The sequence below is a fragment of the Natronobacterium texcoconense genome, assembly GCF_900104065.1.
Classification (GTDB): domain Archaea; phylum Halobacteriota; class Halobacteria; order Halobacteriales; family Natrialbaceae; genus Natronobacterium; species Natronobacterium texcoconense.
The window spans coordinates 663,606-684,429 of sequence record NZ_FNLC01000001.1; the positions used below are offsets into that span (position 1 = coordinate 663,606).

Consider the following 20,824-nt stretch of genomic DNA (forward strand, 5'->3'; position numbering starts at 1 on the left):
GAGGGTTCGAGAAGAGAATGTACATCAAGGCAGTCGTTCTGGACAATTTCAAGAGCTTCGGCCGGAAGACGAAGATTCCGTTCTATCAGGATTTCACGGTCGTTACCGGTCCAAACGGCTCCGGCAAGTCGAACATCATCGACGCCGTGCTCTTCGCACTCGGTCTGGCCCGTACTCGCGGGATTCGCGCCGAGAAACTGACCGACCTCATCTACAACCCCGGTCACGAGGACGGCTCGAGTTCGAGCGGTCCGCGCGAGGCGACCGTCGAGGTCGTCCTCGACAACAGCGACGGCACGCTCACTCGCTCGCAGGTCGTCAACGCCGCCGGGAGCGAGGACGTCGGTGACGTCGACGAGATCCGCATCCGACGTCGGGTCAAGGAGACCGACGACAACTACTACTCCTACTACTATCTCAACGACCGGTCGGTCAACCTCTCGGACATCCAGGAACTGCTGGCCCAGGCGGGCGTCACGCCGGAGGGGTACAACGTCGTCATGCAGGGCGACGTTACCGAGATCATCAACATGACTCCCCACTCCCGCCGGGAGATCATCGACGAAATCGCGGGCGTCGCGGAGTTCGACGCCAAGAAAGAGGACGCCTTCGAGGAACTCGAGATCGTCGAGGAACGAATCGACGAGGCCGAACTCCGCATCGAGGAGAAACGCGACCGCCTCGACCAGCTCGCAGACGAGCGCCGCCAGGCCATGCGATATCGCCGGCTGCGCCGCGAGAAAGAGGAGTACGAGGGCTACCAGAAAGCCAGCGAACTCGAGGAGAAACGCGAGGAACTCGAGACGACCCAGGCGAAAGTCGAGGAACTCGAGGACGAACTCGCCGACCTCCAGCGGGAACTCGACGAACGCGAAGGTCGCGTCGTTCGCCTCCAGGAGGATCTCGAGGATTTAAACGCCGAAATCGAGCGTAAGGGCGAGGACGAACAGCTCCGGATCAAAAGCGAGATCGAGGAGATCAAAGGCGAAATCTCGCGTCTCGAGGACAAGATCGAGGCCAGCGAGGAGACGATCGAGGAGGCCGAATCCGAGCGGCGCGAGGCGTTCGTGCAGATCGACCGCAAGCAGGAGACGATCGAGGAACTCGAGGAGGAGATGCGCGAGCACAAACTCGAGAAGGCCTCGATCAAGACCGAGATCCAGGAACGCGAGGGGGAAAAAGAGCAACTCGAGGCCGAGATCGAGGCGGTCGACACCGAGTTCGACGAACTCAAGACTGAACTCGCCGAGCGCAAGTCCGATCTGGAGGACGCGAAAACCGAACGCAACGACCTCCAGCGCGAGCAGGACCGCCTGCTAGACGAAGCGCGCCGGCGCTCGAACGCGATCGACGAGAAAGCCGAGACGATCGAGGAGAAACGCGAAGAAATTCCCGAACTCGAGAGCCACAAGAGCGACCTCGAGCGGGAACTCGAGAAAGCCGAGAAGAATCGGGCGAACATCGCGGACGTCGTCGACGACCTGACGGAGAAAAAGCGTCGCATCCAGTCCGAGGTCGACGACCTCGACGACGAGATCCAGGCGAAACAACAGGAGTACGCCGAACTCGAGGCTAAAGCGAACGAGAGCGGCGACTCCTCCTTCGGTCGTGCGGTGACGACGATCCTCAACTCGGGAATAAACGGCGTCCACGGTGCCGTCGCCCAGCTGGGATCGGTACCGGGCGAGTACGCCGTCGCCTGTGAGACCGCTGCAGGCGGCCGACTGGCGAACGTCGTCGTCGACGACGACGTGGTCGGCCAGCAGTGTATCGAACACCTCAAGTCGCGCAACGCCGGCCGTGCGACCTTCCTGCCGCTGACGGACATGAGCAAGCGGCGACTTCCGAGCAAGCCCTCGGACCCTGGCGTCGTCGGCTTCGCGTACAACCTCGTGGACTTCGACGACCAGTACGAAGGCGTCTTCTCGTACGTACTCGGTGATACGCTGGTCGTCGAGGACATCGAAACCGCTCGCTCGTACATGGGCGACTACCGGATGGTCACGCTGGACGGCGACCTGGTCGAAAAGAGTGGCGCGATGACCGGCGGTTCGGGCGGCGGCTCGCGGTACTCGTTTACCGACAGCGGCGAGGGCCGACTCGAGCGCGTCGCAAAACAGATCACGGAACTGCAGGAGGAACGCAACTCGCTTCGTGACGATCTCCGAGACGTCGAGGAGCGACTCGACGACGCCCGCGACCGCAAGACCGACGCGGCCGACGAGGTGCGCTCGCTCGAAAGCGAGATCGAGAGTCTCGAAGACGACCGCGAGTCTATCGAAAACGAGATCGAGGAACTCGAGACCGAACTCGAGGACCTCGAGGACGAACGCGAATCCGTCGACGAACGGATGAACGAGATCGCGGCCGAGATCGACGAGAAGACCGACGAGATCGAGGAGATCGAAGGCGAGATCGAGGAACTCGAGACCGAACTCGAGGATTCGAAGATTCCGGAACTGACCGAACAGATCGAGGAGCTCGAGGGCGAGATCGACGAGCGCGAGGATCGGATCGCGGAGATCGACGGTAAACTCAACGAACTGAGCCTCGAGAAGGAGTACGCCGAGGACGCGATCGAGGATCTCCACGACGACATCGAGACCGCCCAGAACCGGAAGGCCGAGCACGAAGAGCGCATCGAGGAGTACGAAGAACAGATCGCGGAGAAACGTGGCTCCCTCGAGGAGAAACGCGAAGCGGTCGAAGAGCTCGAGGCCGAACTCGCCGAACTCAAAGAGGACCGCAGCGAACTCAAAGAGGACCTCGCCGAGGCTCGGAAAGAACGCGACGAGCAACAGTCCAGGGTCGATACGGTCGAGAGCAAACTCGAGGGCGAACGCGAACGCGTCGACGAACTCGAGTGGGAGATCGAGAGCTTGGAATCCGAGGTTGGCGACTACGATCCCGAGGACGTCCCCGACCACGAGACGGTCCTCGAGATGATCGACCTCCTGCAGGCCGACATGGAGGCGATGGAGCCGGTGAACATGCTGGCGATCGACGAGTACGACGAGGTCCGCGAAGATCTCGACGAACTCGAGGACGGGAAGGCGACGCTGGTCGAGGAGGCCGAGGAGATCCGCAGCCGGATCGAGGAGTACGAGACCCAGAAGAAAAAGACGTTCATGGACTCCTACGAGGCGATCGCCGAGCAGTTCACCGAGATCTTCGAACGGCTCTCGGAGGGAACCGGCTCGCTCCACCTCGAGAACGAGGAGGATCCGTTCGACGGCGGGCTGACGATGAAGGCCCAGCCTGGAGACAAGCCGATCCAGCGCCTCGACGCGATGTCCGGCGGGGAGAAGTCCCTGACCGCACTCGCTTTCATCTTCGCGATCCAGCGACACAACCCGGCACCGTTCTACGCGTTAGACGAAGTCGACGCCTTCCTCGACGCCGTCAACGCCGAGCGGATCGGCCAGATGGTCGAGGAACTGGCCGGCGAAGCCCAGTTCGTCGTCGTCTCGCATCGCTCGGCGATGCTCGACCGCTCCGAGCGAGCGATCGGCGTGACGATGCAACAGGACAACGTCAGCGCGGTGACGGGCATCGACCTGAGCGACGACAGTGAGACCGAGGAGGTGCCGGTCAGTGACTAGGGAGTCACGAGGGGACCCAGAGACGACGGGTGGAGAGCAAAGTGACTCGCCCGTGGACCGCGACGAATTCTACACGGACGGCGGGGAGGACATCCCGCTGAACATCGCCGGTCACGAGGACCGCGAACGACCTGGCGAGTCGGACGACGAGGATGAGCCCGGTCCCGAAGAATCGGTACTCGAGTTCTCCGAGGACGAGGCCCTCGACGAGGAGACGGACGACGACGAGGTCGAACCCGTCGAACTGCTCGTCCAGCTCGCGAAAGACGGCGAGATCGATCCCTGGGACATCGACATCGTCCACGTCACTGACCGGTTCCTCGACGCCCTCGACGAGGCCGACCTCCGCACCTCGGGCCGGGCGCTGTTCTACGCGAGCGTCCTCCTGCGGATGAAAAGCGACGAACTGTTCGCCTCGGACGACCCCGACGACGAGGAGGAGCTTCCACCCTGGGAGGCAGCCTTCGCGGACGACGACCCGTCCGTCGACGACGGTGACGATGCCGGACCAGGGTTCGACCCCGTCGAGAACCTCGAGGCCGAGATGGAGCGTCGCCTCGAGCGCAAGCACGCCCGTGGGAAACCCGAGACGCTCGACGAACTCGTCCGGGACCTCCGCAGCGCCGAACGCGATAGCTGGTGGAAGGAATCCCGGAGCTACGACACGAGCGACTCGCCGAGCGGCTACAACCGGGGCGTTCAGGAACTGAGCTACCATGCAGAAGACGGTGGCCGCGCCGGTGACGAACCCTCGAGCGACGACGTCACTCACACGACCCACGAGGAAGACATCGAGACCGTCATCGACGACGTCGAGGACGCACTCGAGAGCCAGTACGAGAAGGGACGCGACGAGGTGCTGTACGCCGAGATCGACCAGGTCGGCGGCTCGCGCGTAATGACCTACCTGGCGTTGCTCTTTCTCGCCCACCGTGGCCGGGTAACCCTCGAGCAGGACGAACTGTTCGACGACCTCTGGGTCCAGCAGGTGACGGTGGAGGCGGAGGCCGAAGAAGCGATCGCGGACTGACGGTTGTGACGGGATTTACGAACTGCTAGCTGGCTGATAACAGGGGAGCCGCAACTCCACCGTGACCAGTTCGACCGTTTTCACCGATCAGGGCGGTCTCGGCACCCGCTCGATCGTCCTCCTCCTATCGGCCAGTATCTTTCATGAACTTTTATGTAGTAGTGGTTCGTAGCCGGTGGTACATGATCCACACGTCGGTCGTACGTGCCGTAGTACTCTTCTAACCCACTCGAGACGACGTATCGCTTCACGACGATATCCACACCCGACCGACAATGAGTACACGAAACTACCAGACCCAGACCCAGACCCAGTCCCGTTCGCCCATCGACCGACCACAGCCATCCGAAACAGCCGCGACCAGTGCTGACACTCGACCAGTTACCGAGTCCGCACCAGCGACTTTCTCCCACCGGAACACGCAGCGACTCGAGAACCTGATCGACGAGTTCAACGCTTCCTTTGCGGATTCCCGGACGTCCTCGTCGACGGAACCGTAAGGACGGCTGACGAACGCCTTTACTGACGCAGACACCCTCGAGCGGCGAGACTGCCAGGCCCGTCGCAACTGACGAGTCTGGAGACGTTCTGCCGAATTCACTTAAAGCGTGGCGTATTTCACGCACAGAATAACGCGAGTTCGTCGAATCGGTATCGACGTAATGGTGACCGGAGGTGACGGCGACGATCGTCGCCCGACTCGACGACTGCTTCTTCGCTCAGTCGGCGTCGCCGGGAGCCTGTCGGCCGTCAGCGGCGTCGGCTCGTTCGTACGTGACCGATCGTTCGACGACAGCGACGGCGACGGCATTCCCGACGAGACGAAACAGTCGACGTCGTTTCATCGCCGCCTGCGATCGATCTTCGGCAATCAGTTCGGCGGACTCGAGGTCGGCCGTCCCGAACTCCTGCTCGACGTCAGATACGTCGGCGATACGTCGATCTACCCGGTGACGAAACGGACGATCGTCGATCTGCTTCGCACCCACGGAATTCACGCCCAGTGGCTCGATTACCCGACTCGATACGACGCCGAGACGATTTCGGAACAGTACGGCGGCACCGTCAAGAATCTACTCTGGGGTCGGAACAGTTTCTACAGCGAAGAGGTCGAAAATGCACTCAAAAACGTCGCACTCCAGTTGCTCGTGGTCCCGGGCTCGACGGCGACGTCCGACGAAGGCCGGATCTACAGCCACTGGATGGACGCCGCAGGCGGCGGCGTCGACGGCTACGTCAACGGGTTCAGTCTCGGCAACCGCGCCGTCGTCGCTGACCGCGAAGATCGACTCGAGGAAGCCGCCCTCGTCCTGCACGAGATCGCACATCTCGTGCTCTGTCACGACAACGACCCCGAAAACACGGGCGTGATGGGGACCGCTGAGGAGGTCGACCTGATGGACCACGAGTGGGAGCAGTTCCGAAACGGACTCGACAACGTCCGGGACACGACCGGCTACGACCTGATCTTCCGGCCGTGTCTCTGGGAGGAGAATCTGTCTGCAGTCCTCGAGTAGTACAGTGGGAAAGCGTCTTGGCCGGGACGTGTGTAGACTCGAGTGGCCGATGACGATGCACCCGCTCCGAGCCGGACTCGGCACCCGGTGACGACGAGCCCTATGAGTGCCGAGGCCTCATAACTGACGTTAGTATTTACGAGATGAATGGACTAGAGTCTAACGGTTATTTAAAGGCAGAAAGCATCCGTCAAATCCGGATGTGAATCTGTTAACAATGGTGACAGTGCAAAGCCAGATCCATGTGCGTCTATAGGATGATCGCGGTACGATCGTAGAACTCCAAGGAGCTACGCCGCGACTTTCGAAGTACGACAGGGAATTGGTCAATTTTACAGGATTAGTCACTCTTCAAAATAATATATTAAGAAATCCATATAGTTCAACCGGGAACTAATATTGGTTAAAAATCACAAAGGGTGAAAAAGACACTGCTCCATATCTGTATTTGAGAAGATACAATCACACATATAGCAGAAAGATGATGAACTGAAAATGCTGTAGAACTCATACTGATCTTCAAAGAAGAACGCATCACCCCCAAAGAAAATTCCAAACTCATTCCTCTGCAGTAATCCTATGCATCGATACGGTGGAATTCTCATTTCCTGATCCAGACTCTAACACGTACCAAATAGCCACTATGTCAGTCGGCTATAGTGGAACAAAAATATTTTATACTAGGTAATCAGAACCCCCTCTTCACCCACCACTCGGAGCAAACTAACTACTACAAACCAAACATCACCTCCCATTTACTACTAACTTCAGACATAAACCGCTGACTGATACATTATGGTCGAAACGGCCACTAACAGGCCCCACAAGCCCTGACGAAGAAAAATTCAAATACTAATATCGGAATTTTTATATCATTTCCCGCCGACAGTTAGAACTGTGAATCACGATGAGAAGGTAATCGGTAAACCCGGCCGACCAGACACCTGCCCCGTCCAAAGACCAGGATCCTGGGATGGCCGGTACCCACGAGAGCGTACGTATACACCCTGCGGGACTACATAGGGGTCTATGCGTCCGGAGCGCAATAACACTTCGCACTTCACACAGTGACGAAGAATTGCGCGATAACGTTCTCCACGACGGCACAATCTTCCGAATGATTTCCCATACCCGCTGCTGAACTACGCAGCCAATAAGAGCGAACCAACGGCCCGACGCGCACCCACCGAGCATGTACAAGTCCATCGATTTCTATGACCTCGCGCCCCCGGAACAACGCCAACTGATCCGGAACCGGCGAGTAGCAACAACAAACCAGTTGCTACGGGAGATTCCAGACGGAGAGCCACCGATCCGGGTGTTTGAACAGTCGGTTGAGGAGCTGATTCTCGATCGCCTGGAACAGGGTCGATACTCCAACGCCGAACTGGCAGCAGAGTTAAGCATCCAAGAGATGGACGTCCGCCGTATCGTCAACAAGTACCGACGGCGCGGCACTGACGACCTCACCAACGAATCGTTCAAATACAATCTTTTGACCGCACGTGATGGCGTGATCCGCGTGAAAGATATCGAGGGCAATGCGTTTTACTACACGATCGAAAAGATCCCGTTCTTCGCCCGGATCGTCGACCCCACACTTGGAGTCTCCCTCCTAAACATCCACGAACGGATGCAAAACTTCCCCCGACTCGCCGATCACATCCCCGCAGGCAAAGCATCCGACCTTGACGAGACCTACGCAGTCCTGATCGGGGACTTCTGGGACATCGACCCACAGGAAGTGTTCGACTTCATCACCGACTTCGACCGAGAATACATCGACACCGCACTGATGCCGTTCCCAGTCGTCGACGCCACAGACGAATACGACCGCGTCACCACACGATTCAAACAACACAGCGATATCCACAACTGGTACCGTAACCCAGAGAAATCGATCAACACAGTCGGCGAAGACTTCACAGACGTCGCCGAACGCGGAAATCCCGGAATCCGCATGTACCAGCTCACCCACATCGAACTCGCTGACCTCCTGTGGTACGCCGAAACCACCGACCCCGCACTACTCCGATCCATCAACAACTGGGCCGACACCATCGTCGACTCACTCCACCCCGACACCGACACCACCGATGACTACCAGACCACCGCCGAGACACCAACAGACACGATAACCATCGAAGATGAGGTCCTCTCCGTCCTCGGTGAGGAATTTCAAACACCCGACGAAGTCTTCGAGTCGCTTCCCGGTATGGTCCAGACCGAAACCACACCCGACGAAGTCCACGACTCACTCGAACTCCTCGCCGGACTCGGTATCATCAAAAAAGAGACGCGAAACGACACCACCGAATACAACGCAGACACCGGCACAGTCTCCCGCGAATCAGTCTTGTAACCCATCAGACTGACACCTGAACGATCAACACACCACAATACTCACACATGACACTTCAATACGCACGCCTGTTCCAACTCCGGGCCGGACTCGAACTCATCGCAAACCGCGAACAGACAACGCGCGACGAGCTCGCAGACGCCCTCCGGCAACGGAAAAACTTCGACTTCCATGACAAAGACGCGGCAGAAGGAGCCGACGACATCATTTCCCATCTCCGAGACGCCTATCTGATCCGCGAAACTGATGAAGGCTACCAACTCTCGACTACCGACGACGTAGACGCAGCAGTCGACAACACCGTCTTACTCTATGCCGGCGACGAAATCCTGGGCGCTGGAAACGAACGCGTCCAGGCCGACCGGGTGCTCGCCAACTTGATGTACGAACACCCGATGCTGGTGATCCTCGCAAAGCATGTCCACCGTCACGGCCCCATCACCAGCAACGAAATGAAACGCGAATTCGACGGAGACGCGTTCCTCGGCGACAAAATGAACTCATTCACTATCGACATGGGCCTTGATCTCCTGGATGATGCCGACGTCATCGAACACGGACCAAACGGCTATACGAAAGGCCGCTGGCCCATCCGCCTGTTCGCCCACGTCGTTCACGAAGAATATACCGACCTGGGCGGGACCGCCGACACCGGCATACGCGAACCCCAACTCTTCGAACGCCTCGAAACACTGTACGGCATCGACCGCAGTACCTTCGATAGACTCCTCTCCCGCCTCCAGACAGAGGGCATCGTCTCCGAAGCCAGCTACGAGGAACTGATCTTCAACCCAGAAACCATCCACGGAGCAAACATCCATGAGTAAATCAACAGCCAAATACGACCGGTTCGACTTCGACCAGGACCCGTTCTCAACGACGATCGCCGACGAAGAAACCGCGGCCCGCTACAAACTCGTCGGCCGCGACGAACAGGAACACCAACTTCAAGAATTCGTCGAAGAAGGCATCCGAAGCCCGACCCCGATGAAACGTCGGATGATCTTCGGCGAATACGGGACCGGTAAATCACACCACCTCGTCACCCTCCGCGACTCCATCCGCAACGGCGTCACAGTCGACGACACCACGCACGATGCCATCGCCGCATACGTCGGCAACCTCGGACTCAGTATCAAACTACTCTACGAACGCATTCTCGACGAGATTACCGATAACGCCCCGGAACTCGAACCCCTCGTTGACGACCTGCCACCCGTCGAACCCGAAGCCAGCGTCGACGAAGCCTACAAGTTCGAACGATTGCAGGACAACATCATACAAAACCTGCGGCAGGTAATAAACGCCGCACGCGACGACCACGATTATCGCGCAGTCTTCATCTTTATCGACGAAGCCGAAGACATCGCCAACGAGGACGAAGAAATCGTTAAGCCATTCGTTCGGGCCTTTCGCCACCTCGTTGATAAACTCAACGCTGCTGGCGTCCACATCCTGCTCGGATTCTCACAGGGCGCGCGAATGCGGATCACCAGCTACGACGATGATGACGACGCCCTTGGCAACGCACTGGTCCAACGCTTCCAGGGCGGCGAAATCTATCTCGGTGACCTGCCCACGGAAAACGTGAAGGAAATGCTGATCGACCGAATGGACCAGCACCGAACAACGAACCAGGGCGAGATCACCCCGATCGTCCCCGAAACCGTCGAGGTCGTCACCGAGATAACGGGCGGACACCCGCGGGAAATTCTCCGACTCTACTCAGAGGCACTCAAATATGCTGCAGAGGTCGAATCAGACCGCATCGATGGCGAAGCCATCGTCTACGCCCTCACCGGGTTCAAATCGTTCACCCGCGACGAGGAGCTCCTTGACCAGCGCGCCATCACCCGCCTCAAAAACGCCCTGGAAGATGTCCATCCCGACGCCCGCGACGACTTCGACCGACTCCAGGGACGACTCATCGGTGAGGGAGAAGCCGTCCCCGAACGCGCCTTCTCCGACGGCGTCCCCGGAGAACTCCTCGGCGCGATCACCATCGAAGGGGAAGACACACAGGAACTCCGCGTCCTTGAACAGCGTGAACACCACGGCCGCTACACCTACACACTCAGCGAAGAAGCCCAAGACTTCCTCTTTGGCGGAAGCAGCGAAGACGGCACCGAAATCCAAAAACTCGACCTTCAGGCCCAGACCGCCGCAGACAAATTCCAACAGGACCTGACACGCGGACTCGGCCTCGCCCTGAAAGAAGCAGGCCACGGCAGCCTCCACAAGAACCCGGTGACGGCAACCCGTGACCGGTACGAATTCAAACTATACCTGATCAACATTAAGCGGGACGAGGGCCAGAACAACCAGACCGTCGCACTCGGCGTCTACAACGGACAAGAAATCCCGAAAGAACTAGTCCAACTCTACGTCGAAACGATCCAAAACCGGAAGGCCGCGTTCGGTGTCCTCGTCAAGCAGAACCAGCAACTCTCCGCGGAAGCAAACAAATATTTGCACGACCTCGAACCACACGACCAGAACTACTACCAGGAACGCGTCATCCAGATCGACATCACAGCCAGCCAGCGCGACGAATTCATATACGGCCGGCTGCTGGCCTTGGGACGGACCGACACCACTGCCAGCGAAGACGTCTCTGAAGACACACTCGTCAACGAACTGGCGGTCATCCCGGAACTGCAGGACCGGTTCGACGACCTGCTCCTCCCGTACCCCGAATCAACCTTCCGCGACGTCGTCGACCATCTCCGCGACAACAGCACGACATCGTTCGCGATCGGTGACCTCCGAGAGACACTCGACCTGAAACAACACGAACTCGACAGCGACATCATGCAGGGACTCCGCGACCAGTCACTGGTCGCCAAGGACAGCCGCCGCTGGACCTACCCTGACCTCGAAGACGACCGGCCACCGTGGTACGAACTCTACCGACTGCTCAATCAGGACGGCCCACTCACCGTCGACGAATTACAGGAACAACTCGGCCAGGAATACGTATTCGACTGTCCTCCTGGCGACGAGAACGCCATGTTCCAGTGGTACCTCGACCACCTCCAGATCCACGACTACGTGGAACCCGTCACAGTTCAGCGCGACGGGAAAACGATCGACGCGTACGACGTGGTTAGCGTCAAAGACCAGTTCAACGAAACCCGGCAACGGGCAGAGAACCGTCTCGAAGCCGCAGAAGATATGGTAGACCAAGCGATCGATCTCTCCGTAGACGGAGCGAACAACTACCAAAACACGGTCTCCGATCTGGAAACCGAACTGGACGACTACCAAACGGTCTGGGAACCCGACCCTAGTGACCTCAGCGATATCAATCAGCTCGTCGACGACATCACCGATCTCGAAGAAGACGTCGAGAACGCGATCGAGGAACGGCAAGAAGTCATCGTCGGAGAAGCGGAAAACCTCCGAGATTACACGATCCAGAACCTGATCGACCGGATCGAAGAAGCAGAAGTCGAAGGCTCACTCGCTGCTCAACTCTCCGAGTACCGGGGCGACCTTCGGCAGTACCGGTCCGAACTCAACGACCTCATCGACAACAATCAGTACAACCGCCTGCAGGACCGAACCAGTGCCATCGAAACCGAGGTCGACGATATCGAATCCGACATCGAGGACATCCTCGAGAAGAAAGACCAGTGCCACGACCTCTACGACACCGTAACGTCTGACCGCGACGACGCAGAGGACACGATCACGAGCATATCCGACGACAATCCGACAAAGGCTGACCTCGAGAGCGACCTCGAAACACTGGAAGGCTATATCGCGGACTACCGGGATGCGTACAACGCCGGAAACTACGACACCGCACTCCAGATCCTCCAGGACGACGCCAAGCAACTCGCTACCGACCTCCAGTCCCAGGCCGCCACAATCGCACGACAGCAACGACAGTACGAGAAGCAACTCGAGAACCTCGAAGCAGAGATCGACGGCATCAGTACCGAGGATACGCGGGAAACAGCCCACAGTCTATTAGACGACGCCCAGACCGAGTTGGCCCAAGGAAACTTCGCCGAGCTCCCGCACCTCATCGACGAGATACAGGATCTCCTCACCGGACCAACGCGCGAAGAACAGTTCATCACGGCTCTTCACGACCACGATGGCCGACTTACGGACATCATCGAACACACCGACTTCGACGCTACGGAGAGCTTCGAATTCCTCCAGCAATTGTACCAGACAGATGAAATCGCGGACATCCACGTGGTGATCGACGATGAGTAGCACCGACGACACGGACAATTCCCACCTCACCGGCGTGGCCGAGATGTGGGACGCGCTCAAAACCGCGGACGAAGCCGAACAGGTCGAGCAACAGGTACTCCGATGGACCGATAACGAATGTAAAGAGCAGATCAACGCCGGGAACTATGACGCCACCGTCTCGCTCTCCGATCTGTACGACCGGTTCTATCGGTTTTTCGTCCAGGGCGACACAGATGCCGGTACCGGAACCCCCGTCGACATCACACACGCCTTCCCGGCCGAACTCACCAACGCCGTCGCAAGCAAACTCCTGTTCCAGCGTGTCATCGACCAGCTCGTCGAACGGGACGCACTACTCTACGTGTACGACAAGCAACGCGTCCGAAGCCGGGCAGCCGAAGTCACCCGGTATTTCGCCCTCCTCCGACAGCGATTCGACGACGAAAGCGATTTCGAACACGCCCCTAGCCTCACCAAGATGGTGAAGATGGACATCCAGTCCCGGGAGAAACCAAAATGGGGCGAAGACGGGATCAATCTCAGCGACGAGATCCGGGATATCCTCGACACGATCCGCACCGCCGATCCCGCCCCCGAACTGGTGGCAAGCGCCGACACCGGGTCATGGCGAGACGCGACACATCAAGCGCTCGAACTCATCTACGAACTCTGCCACCGCCGAGAGATGACCGGACTGGCCGCCTTCCAGGGCCGAGCACTCGACCGACTGTACCGCCAGGCCGTCACTACCGAAGCACAAGACACGTCCCACGTCGTCACCGCCAGCACCGGCGGCGGCAAAACCGAGGCCTTCCTGTTCCCCATACTCGCGTACACGTTCACCACCGCCCATCCCGACATCCAACTTGACGGCGTGGAAGCGGTCCTCGCCTACCCCCGGAAAGACCTCTGTGACAACCAGTTCGAACGGATTGTCGAATACCTGTACGACCTCAAGCAGATCATCGCAGACAACGACACCCCGTTCGACTCGCTGCCCGTCACCGTCGCACTCCAGCACAGCGGCGCGGAGAACACGGAAATCGACTGCCCAGTCGATGACTGCGACGGCCGGATCTCGACCGACAGCATGGAGTGCAGCAAAGACCCGGCCCACAGCCTTGACTTCGCACGGGCCGACAAAGGCGCAACCGCCGACATCATCGTCATCACACCGGACACCCTCCACCGCCGCCTGATGGACCACCGCGGCCACAGCCAGTTCTGGAAACACAGTTCACCACCAAAGTTCGTCGTCCTCGACGAGGTCCACGTCTACACCAACCAGTACGGCATGCACGTCGCCAACGTGATGCGCCGGTTCAAGGCCGCACTCAAAGCCGTTGACGACCAACAGGAACCCAGCCTCGTCGCCTCCAGCGCGACCATCTCCAACGCTGCACCGTTCACCAAGAAAATCTTCGGGACACCGCACGCGGAGGAGATTACGCCCTGCAAAGGAACGGACTGTGACGGCGACCACTACAAAAATCATTGCGACGAAAACGAGATCGAAGAGATCGGCTGGGAATACCTCGTGTTCGTCAAAGCGACCGATCCCCGGGAGGTCCAGGTCCCGCAGGGAGAGGCAAAATACCTGCCCCGCCGCGACTGGGACGAAGACGACTACGTGGAAACAAACGTCACCAACCTCTCCTCGATGATCCAGGTCGCGTTCTCGATGTATCACACCATCCTGAAAGAGCGGCCAGACGACGGTCCGATGAAGAACAAGATCTTGGGATTCGTGGACTCCATCGACTCCGTCAAACGGCTCGGAGACTACATCCACGACGCAGAAAGCGACCGCGGCGTCTCTGCCCAAGCACTGTTCACACTCCGCGCACCGGACGCATTCCTCCGAGAAGAAGGCGAAGACGGAACGAACCCCGACTGCCCAAAACACCAGTTCCGCTCGAATGCAGCCGACCACGAACGTGCTGTTTGCGAGCCCCTCCCACCGAACGCACAGCTCAATCCCTGCCCCGTGTACGAGGCCGGAGAATGCTGGTGGACGATGACCGACGACCTGGACCTCGAACCGATGGACGTCTACATGCACAAAAGCGGCCGGACCGAAACACCGGACGGACGCCCGGCCAACGACGACGCGTGGGACATGATGGTCACAACCAGCGCCCTGGAAGTCGGATTCGATCACCCCGGCATCGTCGGCACGTTCCAGTACCGGGCACCGATGAACATTCCCGGCTTCGTCCAGCGAAAAGGCCGGGGCGGCCGCGACCCCGAAGACCAACCGATCTCCGTCGTCGTCCTCGGCTCCCGACCCGAAGACGCGTTCTACTTCCATCACGAAAACCTGCTCAGCGATCCTGACCCCCGCTACCTCCAGATTAATCTCGACGAAGAGAACGAGTTCGTCCGCACCGAGCACCTCGTCTCCGCGATCTTCGACTACCTGAACATTACCGACCACGATACGGCAGACGAAATCTACCGCCGACTGGACATCGAGACACTCGACGACAAACTACAGAACACCGACGAGATCGAATCATGGCTCCACCGAGCGTTCCCTGCCGTAGACGACGATCTCATTACAGAAGTCGTCGACGAGATACAGCGCTACGTTGCCCGGACCCAGGCACCGCTCACCCCTGCAGCCGTCGGCGGCGACATGCAGCAGTTCTGGGAAGCAGCCCGAATCCCTCGCGGCACCAAACAATCCGACCTCGAGTCCCAGCTCGACGACCTCAAATTCAAACGCCGACTGCTCCAGGAACTCGAAGACAACAATCTCAACATCCAGACCGATGAGTGACGCACCCCTCGCCGAAGCAGAAGACCAGACACAGGAAGAGCGGCTGCTGGCCCGGCTCAACGGCCTCATCCAGTACCAGGACGACCTCCTCGACCGGGTACGGCGCAACCGATTCAGCCCCTACTGCCACATTCCGGACCTGTTCAAACTGGACCCGGAAGCCACCCGGCCGTACAGCGTTCCGAGCACATTCATCTCCGAACAGGTCGGTGGAAACGTAAGTGTCACTAACGCCAGTGGAGGGTTCCTCGCGAACGAACCACTCGACCTGATGCTCGGCAGCTTCCTCCCCGGCGGCTACAAACGCCGGTGGGAGTTCGAAGTCTGGACCGGAAACTTCGAGCCGTCATCTCGCCCCGGATTCGCAGATATCAAGCCTGGCCTCCGCATCCGAACCTCCGAATCCCTTGATCAAATCCTCCCGGACACAGACGAGGAACAGTACACACCCTACCGGCACGACCCGGAAACAGTCGATGTCTACATCCCCAACCAGTTCATCGTCTGGAATCCCAGCGTCGGCGAAAACGGCGAAGTGACACACTACTACTGGGATGAATCACACGGCATCGTCCGCAACCGAAACCCAGACGATGTCTCCGACGATGTCCTCCGCAAACTACACAGCGATCCCACTTCCCAGTTCCTCTGGTTCAAACACCTCCTCGACCGGGGAACGGTCCGCAACGACCACTCCCTCGACGACCAAACGAATGGCTTGTTCCACTCGGCCACGTTCAGCGACGACGCGGTCTTCTTGAAAACCTACTACGCCACACTCCTCACCCTCTATGGCGACGACCGCACCTTTTCAGAGGTCATCCGCTACCGGCACGAGGACGACGACAAAACGGCGTTCGTCGGCAGCCGGGAAGAGAGCCAGGTCGTCCTTTTCGATCTCGACAAACCGTTCCTCGCCGACCTCGTCGACCAGACGCTCACCGAAGACACACCGCTGTACCGAGACCTCCAGTTGTCCCTCCTTTACCGCCTGCTCTGGGACCGCCTGTTCTTCCAGGAAGACGCTCTCAGCCACGCGTTCAGCGTCACTCCCTTCTTCAGCGCACTTGTAGCGACAGACTACACTTTAGCGACTACCTCGTCGATGCCGGACTCGATCTTCGACGCCTCGCTCGAGACCATCCAAGACCTCCTGCCTAGCCTTCTCCCCCGTCCAGACGCACGCCTCGGGCTACTCGACTACGACGAGACACAACTTGAGCAGTACGCAGCACTCTGTGACGACTACAGTTCCACCCTCACCGCTATCCTCGAGGAATGTAGCGACCCAAGCCGGATTGAAACGTTCGCACAGCACGTCCTCGTCCATTCACTGAAACACGCCGTCGCCTCCTGGGCCGCCGAATACAGCGCCGGCGGCAGCGAGTTCGAAGCCTGGTACGACGTCAACTTCCAAGAACACGACGACGACCAAATCGAACTCGGGATCTACGACTCCATCCAGGGCGGTGCTGGCGTCAGTAAAGAAATCTTCGACGACATCCAGTCCATTGACGACGACACACTGCTCACCGGCATCGGTTCACAGGGGTGCTGCCACATCGGCGCAACTGAAGAAACACTGCTCACCGTCCTTCAGGAACACTCCGGAGAATACCTGTTCGACCTTATAGAGATGACCGAACCGACCACCACTACCCAGAACAGCGATCTCCACGCTGCATACGACACGCTCGGAACCGACTACCGGCACACCGATTTCGAGGACGTGCAACCACTCGTCCGCCGCCAACTCGCCTCGGTCGCCGAAACCCAGGAACTCGCACGGTTCTACGCTACCGTTGCCGACGAATACGATGCCGTTCGTGACCGACTCGGACGCACACCGCGTGCGGTCGACGTTGTCTTCGCCCTCGAAGATCGCACGTTCTTCGATACCCGGGTCCGGCAGACCTACGAACGGTTCGCAAACCGCCGGTCACAGCGCCGCGACATCAGTGAACTCGCGGAACGTGTTGAAGAGATCACAAAACAGTGCGTGCACGCCTGTCCCGACTGCCTCAAACGCCACTCGTGCACCCACCAGTACCGGTACCAGGAACAGATGCTCGACCGACGACTGCTCACTCGCAGTATCGCTGCACTCGAGGAGGAGACTGAATGATCCATACACTACCAGCAGTGGTCGACGACACAGACCACCACGGCGAAGAGGTCACTGTTCGATGCACCGTCCATGACGGCCCACAAATGGGGAACCGTGGCGGCCAGAAAACGATGTACGAAATCGATGTCAGTGGCTGCCAGTTCGACGGACCAGCATTCCTCTCCTGCTGGCACGAATCCCCGGTGTGGACCGACGCGTTCGGTGCTACCCCGGAATACGTCCACGACACGCTCGACAACGTTCCCCTACAGCACGGCGAAACGGTTATCGCACGGGGTGTCCCGAACGAGCACAACGACACATGGTACTTCAACGTTACATCCATCCTCATTCGCGATCCCGAGACACCGATCGGGAAAAGCGAGATGCGGTCCGCGAACGAATGTCCTCGCATCTACAACCTGAAATATGAAAAACAGGTCTTCTCTCCCGGTCGTTACGATCTTTCACCCGGTTCCGTCAAAGGCCGTATCGTTCACAGTCTCCTCGAGTACGCCATTGACAACCCGGACTACCGCGACAACTTTGAACACGGCTGGACAGAAGCAGAGATGGATGCGTGTTTCGAGGATGTTCTCGATTCCGAATATGCCGTCGACCTTGCACTCTGTCGGTTGGCCTGGATCAGTCCGAACGACATCAAAGAGCACGCTTGGAACGCCATCGAACCACTTCTGACAGACGATACCTTCACGGACACCATTAACGAGGCGGAATCGGTAAACACAGAGGTTGCACTGTCTTCATCGCTCGGGTTCAACGGCCGGGTCGATCTCGTGATTGATGGGACCCCGTACGATTTGAAGACGAGTTACCAGCCGACCGACGCACAGCGCAACCATCACCGGTTCCAGCTCCGGATCTACCTGCTCGCACTCGCGCTGGAAACGCTCGAACCCGGTGAACGGCTCATGGACCGGATTGAGGACGGGGTCGAAGGTGTTCTGGTCTATCCGAACCTCGCCGATGCAGACGGCGTGGAACTCGAGCGGGTCGAACTTCGGAAACACGACCTGCAGGCCATCATGGAGATGCGGAACGATGCAGCCGTTCTCCGGGGCGGATTCGGTACCCCGACCACCTACGGTCGTGACTGCACCGGTTGCATGTTCAAAGAGCCCACAGCGATCAGTGGTGATACCGACGAGCAACTGCCGGCACCGTGTCAGTTCTACTGTCAATCCGAACGGCGGTGGGACTGTTTCGAAACCGACGAAGACGGAGACATCATCACCCAGTGTCCTCTCTTCGACGAATGTGACCAGCGTCTCGAGTTCCGTAACCCGGCGGTAACCGATCACTACAACCGGCTACGGACCGCCCTGAACGAAGAACGAGACGCACGCCACGCACTCGGCACGGAACTTGAGCACCTGAGCCGTGATAGTTTAATCCAGGCCGGACTGCTCCTCCCACAACTGGAACTCCACACGGTCGAAGGACAGCGACGGCTCCGGTTCACAACCGATCAGCCTGTCGTCCCGGCGTTTCGCCCCGGGGACAAGATCCGGCTCTACCATGCCGATACCGAGTACTACCAGACAGCCACGTACTACGGCCACGACGGTGAAGAAATCGTATTCGAACTTGACGGGCAACCGAACGTAGCCTTCCTCAACCCACAGGCAACATTTGAGGCACGGCGGACGGTCTCCACCGACACGTTCCCACGCGACTTGCTCAGCCAACTCGATTACGCACAACGCGCAGAGGTCACGCCTCTACTGGAGACCACCGGAGACGCCGGCGACGCGCTCGCGGAACTCTCACCGGAAGAACCCGAGCAGGTGGCCACCTATCTCGATAACAAGGAACTCTATATCGACGTCCCGGTCCGTCGAGATCGGTCTGAACTCATCGCGGACCTCGTGCACCACGTGACGGCCACCCAACTCCAGAAACCCGGTGGAGACGGGGCCATTCCTCAGGACGACCAGCGTGTTCTGGTCCTGAGCGGGGTGCCAGAAATCACCGATACGATCGATGCCTGCATCGGTGACCGCGACGGCGTGATCCGGATGGACGGATTCGCCGATGCAACCGCAGACGCCATCACGCCGGATATGGACGGACACACTATTTATACGTCGCTTGACACCGCCGATGTCGTCCTCTCATCAACCCGGTACGCTCTCGCAGATCATGTCTTCCACGCCATGCGAACCGGTGATTCCGATGCACGCCCGCATTCTGACCGGTTCTTCGACTCCGTGGTACTCGTCGGTGCCGAGCCACTGACCGAGCCCCAGTTCCACTTCCTGCGGGTCCTCGGTGACCGCATAGTGGCAATCGGCGACACCCGCCGCCCCGGACCCCAGATGGTCAGCGGCGATGCACGGACATCACGATTGAACGAGAGCTACTTCAACCGTCTGTACCGCCGGTTCGCGAACGTGGAAAACGACGACAGCCAAAGTCTCGTGGTCCCGGCCGAGCTCCCAGAGCCAATCGCCGACGCATTCACCGGGATCGATGTCACAACAACTCGTATCCCCGGATCGGTCGACTTCGTGGACGCAACCGGGAACACGGAAACCGCACTCACGGAAACGACCCACGAATACCGTGTGACCTGTCAAGACACGAACATGGACGCTCGGTTCCTCCGTCTTGAACCCGCTGAAGAAGTCGATGCACTCCAGATCTCCCATGCACTCGACGATCTGCGGACACTGGACGCCGGTGCGCTGACGATTCAAAACGAGTACACGATCCAGGACATCCGGTTCACGGTACTGACGAACAATCCTATCGATGGCGACACCCACCAGATCGAGGTGAACGTCCCGCTCCGGGCCACGCCGTTCCTCAACCGTCTGCTCACGCACAACCCCGATGAGGCCGCCACCGTCGCAGAGATCTGTCGAGAACAAGATCCAGACGTCGTTGTGACACCGTTCGCCGCGCACGCGAACACGATTCGGGACTGCCTCGGTGATGAGAGCATCCCGGTCCGTCTTCCACACGAACTGACCGGGGACTACCACGAATCGGCCGTAGTAAGTCTCGGTGTGTCCGATCCGGAACGCATCGTGTCCGCGCCTGTCAGCGACATCGAAACACTCTACACCGTCTTGACCGCCGCAAAACACTGCACCATCGTCGGCAACCGGGACACGCTGGAACGGAACTCCGTACTCAAAGCGCTGCTCCCTGTGACCACCGCATAGACAGCGCTAGTTAATCTATTG

General features: G+C 59.0%; 10 protein-coding genes. All 10 read left to right on the forward strand.

Features of this window, described 5'->3' with window-relative positions; translation table 11 throughout:
- Nucleotides 1-17 precede the first annotated feature (17 nt).
- The 10 genes from smc (at nucleotide 18) to BLR35_RS03490 (ending at nucleotide 20,803) form a co-directional block, all read left to right on the forward strand.
- The gene (smc, locus tag BLR35_RS03445; RefSeq protein WP_090377406.1) at nucleotides 18-3,602 is read left to right on the forward strand and encodes a chromosome segregation protein SMC; all 3,585 of its coding nucleotides are present in this window, start codon (nucleotides 18-20) and stop codon (nucleotides 3,600-3,602) included.
- A complete protein-coding gene (locus BLR35_RS03450; protein WP_170830952.1) occupies nucleotides 3,595-4,632 on the forward strand; it encodes a segregation/condensation protein A in 1,038 nt (345 codons plus the stop codon). Before smc ends, BLR35_RS03450 begins: the two co-directional genes overlap by 8 nt.
- A 275-nt stretch (nucleotides 4,633-4,907) precedes the next feature.
- Nucleotides 4,908-5,132, forward strand: coding sequence for a hypothetical protein (locus BLR35_RS03455; RefSeq protein WP_090377412.1), 225 nt, complete (start codon nucleotides 4,908-4,910; stop codon nucleotides 5,130-5,132).
- Between the two features lie 162 nt (nucleotides 5,133-5,294).
- Nucleotides 5,295-6,149 carry a hypothetical protein gene (locus BLR35_RS03460; RefSeq protein WP_090377415.1) on the forward strand — a complete coding sequence of 285 codons (855 nt, stop codon included), beginning with the start codon at nucleotides 5,295-5,297 and terminating at the stop codon, nucleotides 6,147-6,149.
- A 1,414-nt stretch (nucleotides 6,150-7,563) separates the two neighbouring features.
- Nucleotides 7,564-8,511, forward strand: a complete 948-nt coding sequence (locus tag BLR35_RS03465) for a hypothetical protein (RefSeq protein ID WP_139169229.1) — start codon at nucleotides 7,564-7,566, stop codon at nucleotides 8,509-8,511.
- Nucleotides 8,512-8,558: 47 nt separating this feature from the next.
- Nucleotides 8,559-9,338, forward strand: coding sequence for a hypothetical protein (locus BLR35_RS03470; RefSeq protein ID WP_090377421.1), 780 nt, complete (start codon nucleotides 8,559-8,561; stop codon nucleotides 9,336-9,338).
- Complete coding sequence (locus BLR35_RS03475; RefSeq protein WP_090377424.1) at nucleotides 9,331-12,741, forward strand: AAA family ATPase; 3,411 nt, start codon at nucleotides 9,331-9,333, stop codon at nucleotides 12,739-12,741. The genes BLR35_RS03470 and BLR35_RS03475 overlap by 8 nt, the downstream gene beginning before the upstream one ends.
- Nucleotides 12,734-15,505: a DEAD/DEAH box helicase gene (locus tag BLR35_RS03480; protein ID WP_090377427.1), complete on the forward strand. Its 2,772-nt coding sequence runs from the start codon at nucleotides 12,734-12,736 to the stop codon at nucleotides 15,503-15,505. Before BLR35_RS03475 ends, BLR35_RS03480 begins: the two co-directional genes overlap by 8 nt.
- Nucleotides 15,498-17,630 carry a hypothetical protein gene (locus BLR35_RS03485; protein ID WP_090377430.1) on the forward strand — a complete coding sequence of 711 codons (2,133 nt, stop codon included), beginning with the start codon at nucleotides 15,498-15,500 and terminating at the stop codon, nucleotides 17,628-17,630. Before BLR35_RS03480 ends, BLR35_RS03485 begins: the two co-directional genes overlap by 8 nt.
- Nucleotides 17,627-20,803, forward strand: a complete 3,177-nt coding sequence (locus tag BLR35_RS03490) for a PD-(D/E)XK nuclease family protein (protein WP_090377432.1) — start codon at nucleotides 17,627-17,629, stop codon at nucleotides 20,801-20,803. Before BLR35_RS03485 ends, BLR35_RS03490 begins: the two co-directional genes overlap by 4 nt.
- The last annotated feature ends 21 nt before the right edge of the window (nucleotides 20,804-20,824 follow it).

What these genes read in the sequence shown, in the direction of transcription:
- smc (WP_090377406.1), top strand. Translation starts at nt 18, where the DNA reads ATGTACATCAAGGCAGTCGTTCTGGACAATTTCAAGAGCTTCGGCCGG.
- BLR35_RS03455 (WP_090377412.1), top strand. Translation starts at nt 4,908, where the DNA reads ATGAGTACACGAAACTACCAGACCCAGACCCAGACCCAGTCCCGTTCG.
- BLR35_RS03460 (WP_090377415.1), top strand. Translation starts at nt 5,295, where the DNA reads ATGGTGACCGGAGGTGACGGCGACGATCGTCGCCCGACTCGACGACTG.
- BLR35_RS03465 (WP_139169229.1), top strand. Translation starts at nt 7,564, where the DNA reads ATGGACGTCCGCCGTATCGTCAACAAGTACCGACGGCGCGGCACTGAC.
- BLR35_RS03470 (WP_090377421.1), top strand. Translation starts at nt 8,559, where the DNA reads ATGACACTTCAATACGCACGCCTGTTCCAACTCCGGGCCGGACTCGAA.
- BLR35_RS03475 (WP_090377424.1), top strand. Translation starts at nt 9,331, where the DNA reads ATGAGTAAATCAACAGCCAAATACGACCGGTTCGACTTCGACCAGGAC.
- BLR35_RS03480 (WP_090377427.1), top strand. Translation starts at nt 12,734, where the DNA reads ATGAGTAGCACCGACGACACGGACAATTCCCACCTCACCGGCGTGGCC.
- BLR35_RS03485 (WP_090377430.1), top strand. Translation starts at nt 15,498, where the DNA reads ATGAGTGACGCACCCCTCGCCGAAGCAGAAGACCAGACACAGGAAGAG.
- BLR35_RS03490 (WP_090377432.1), top strand. Translation starts at nt 17,627, where the DNA reads ATGATCCATACACTACCAGCAGTGGTCGACGACACAGACCACCACGGC.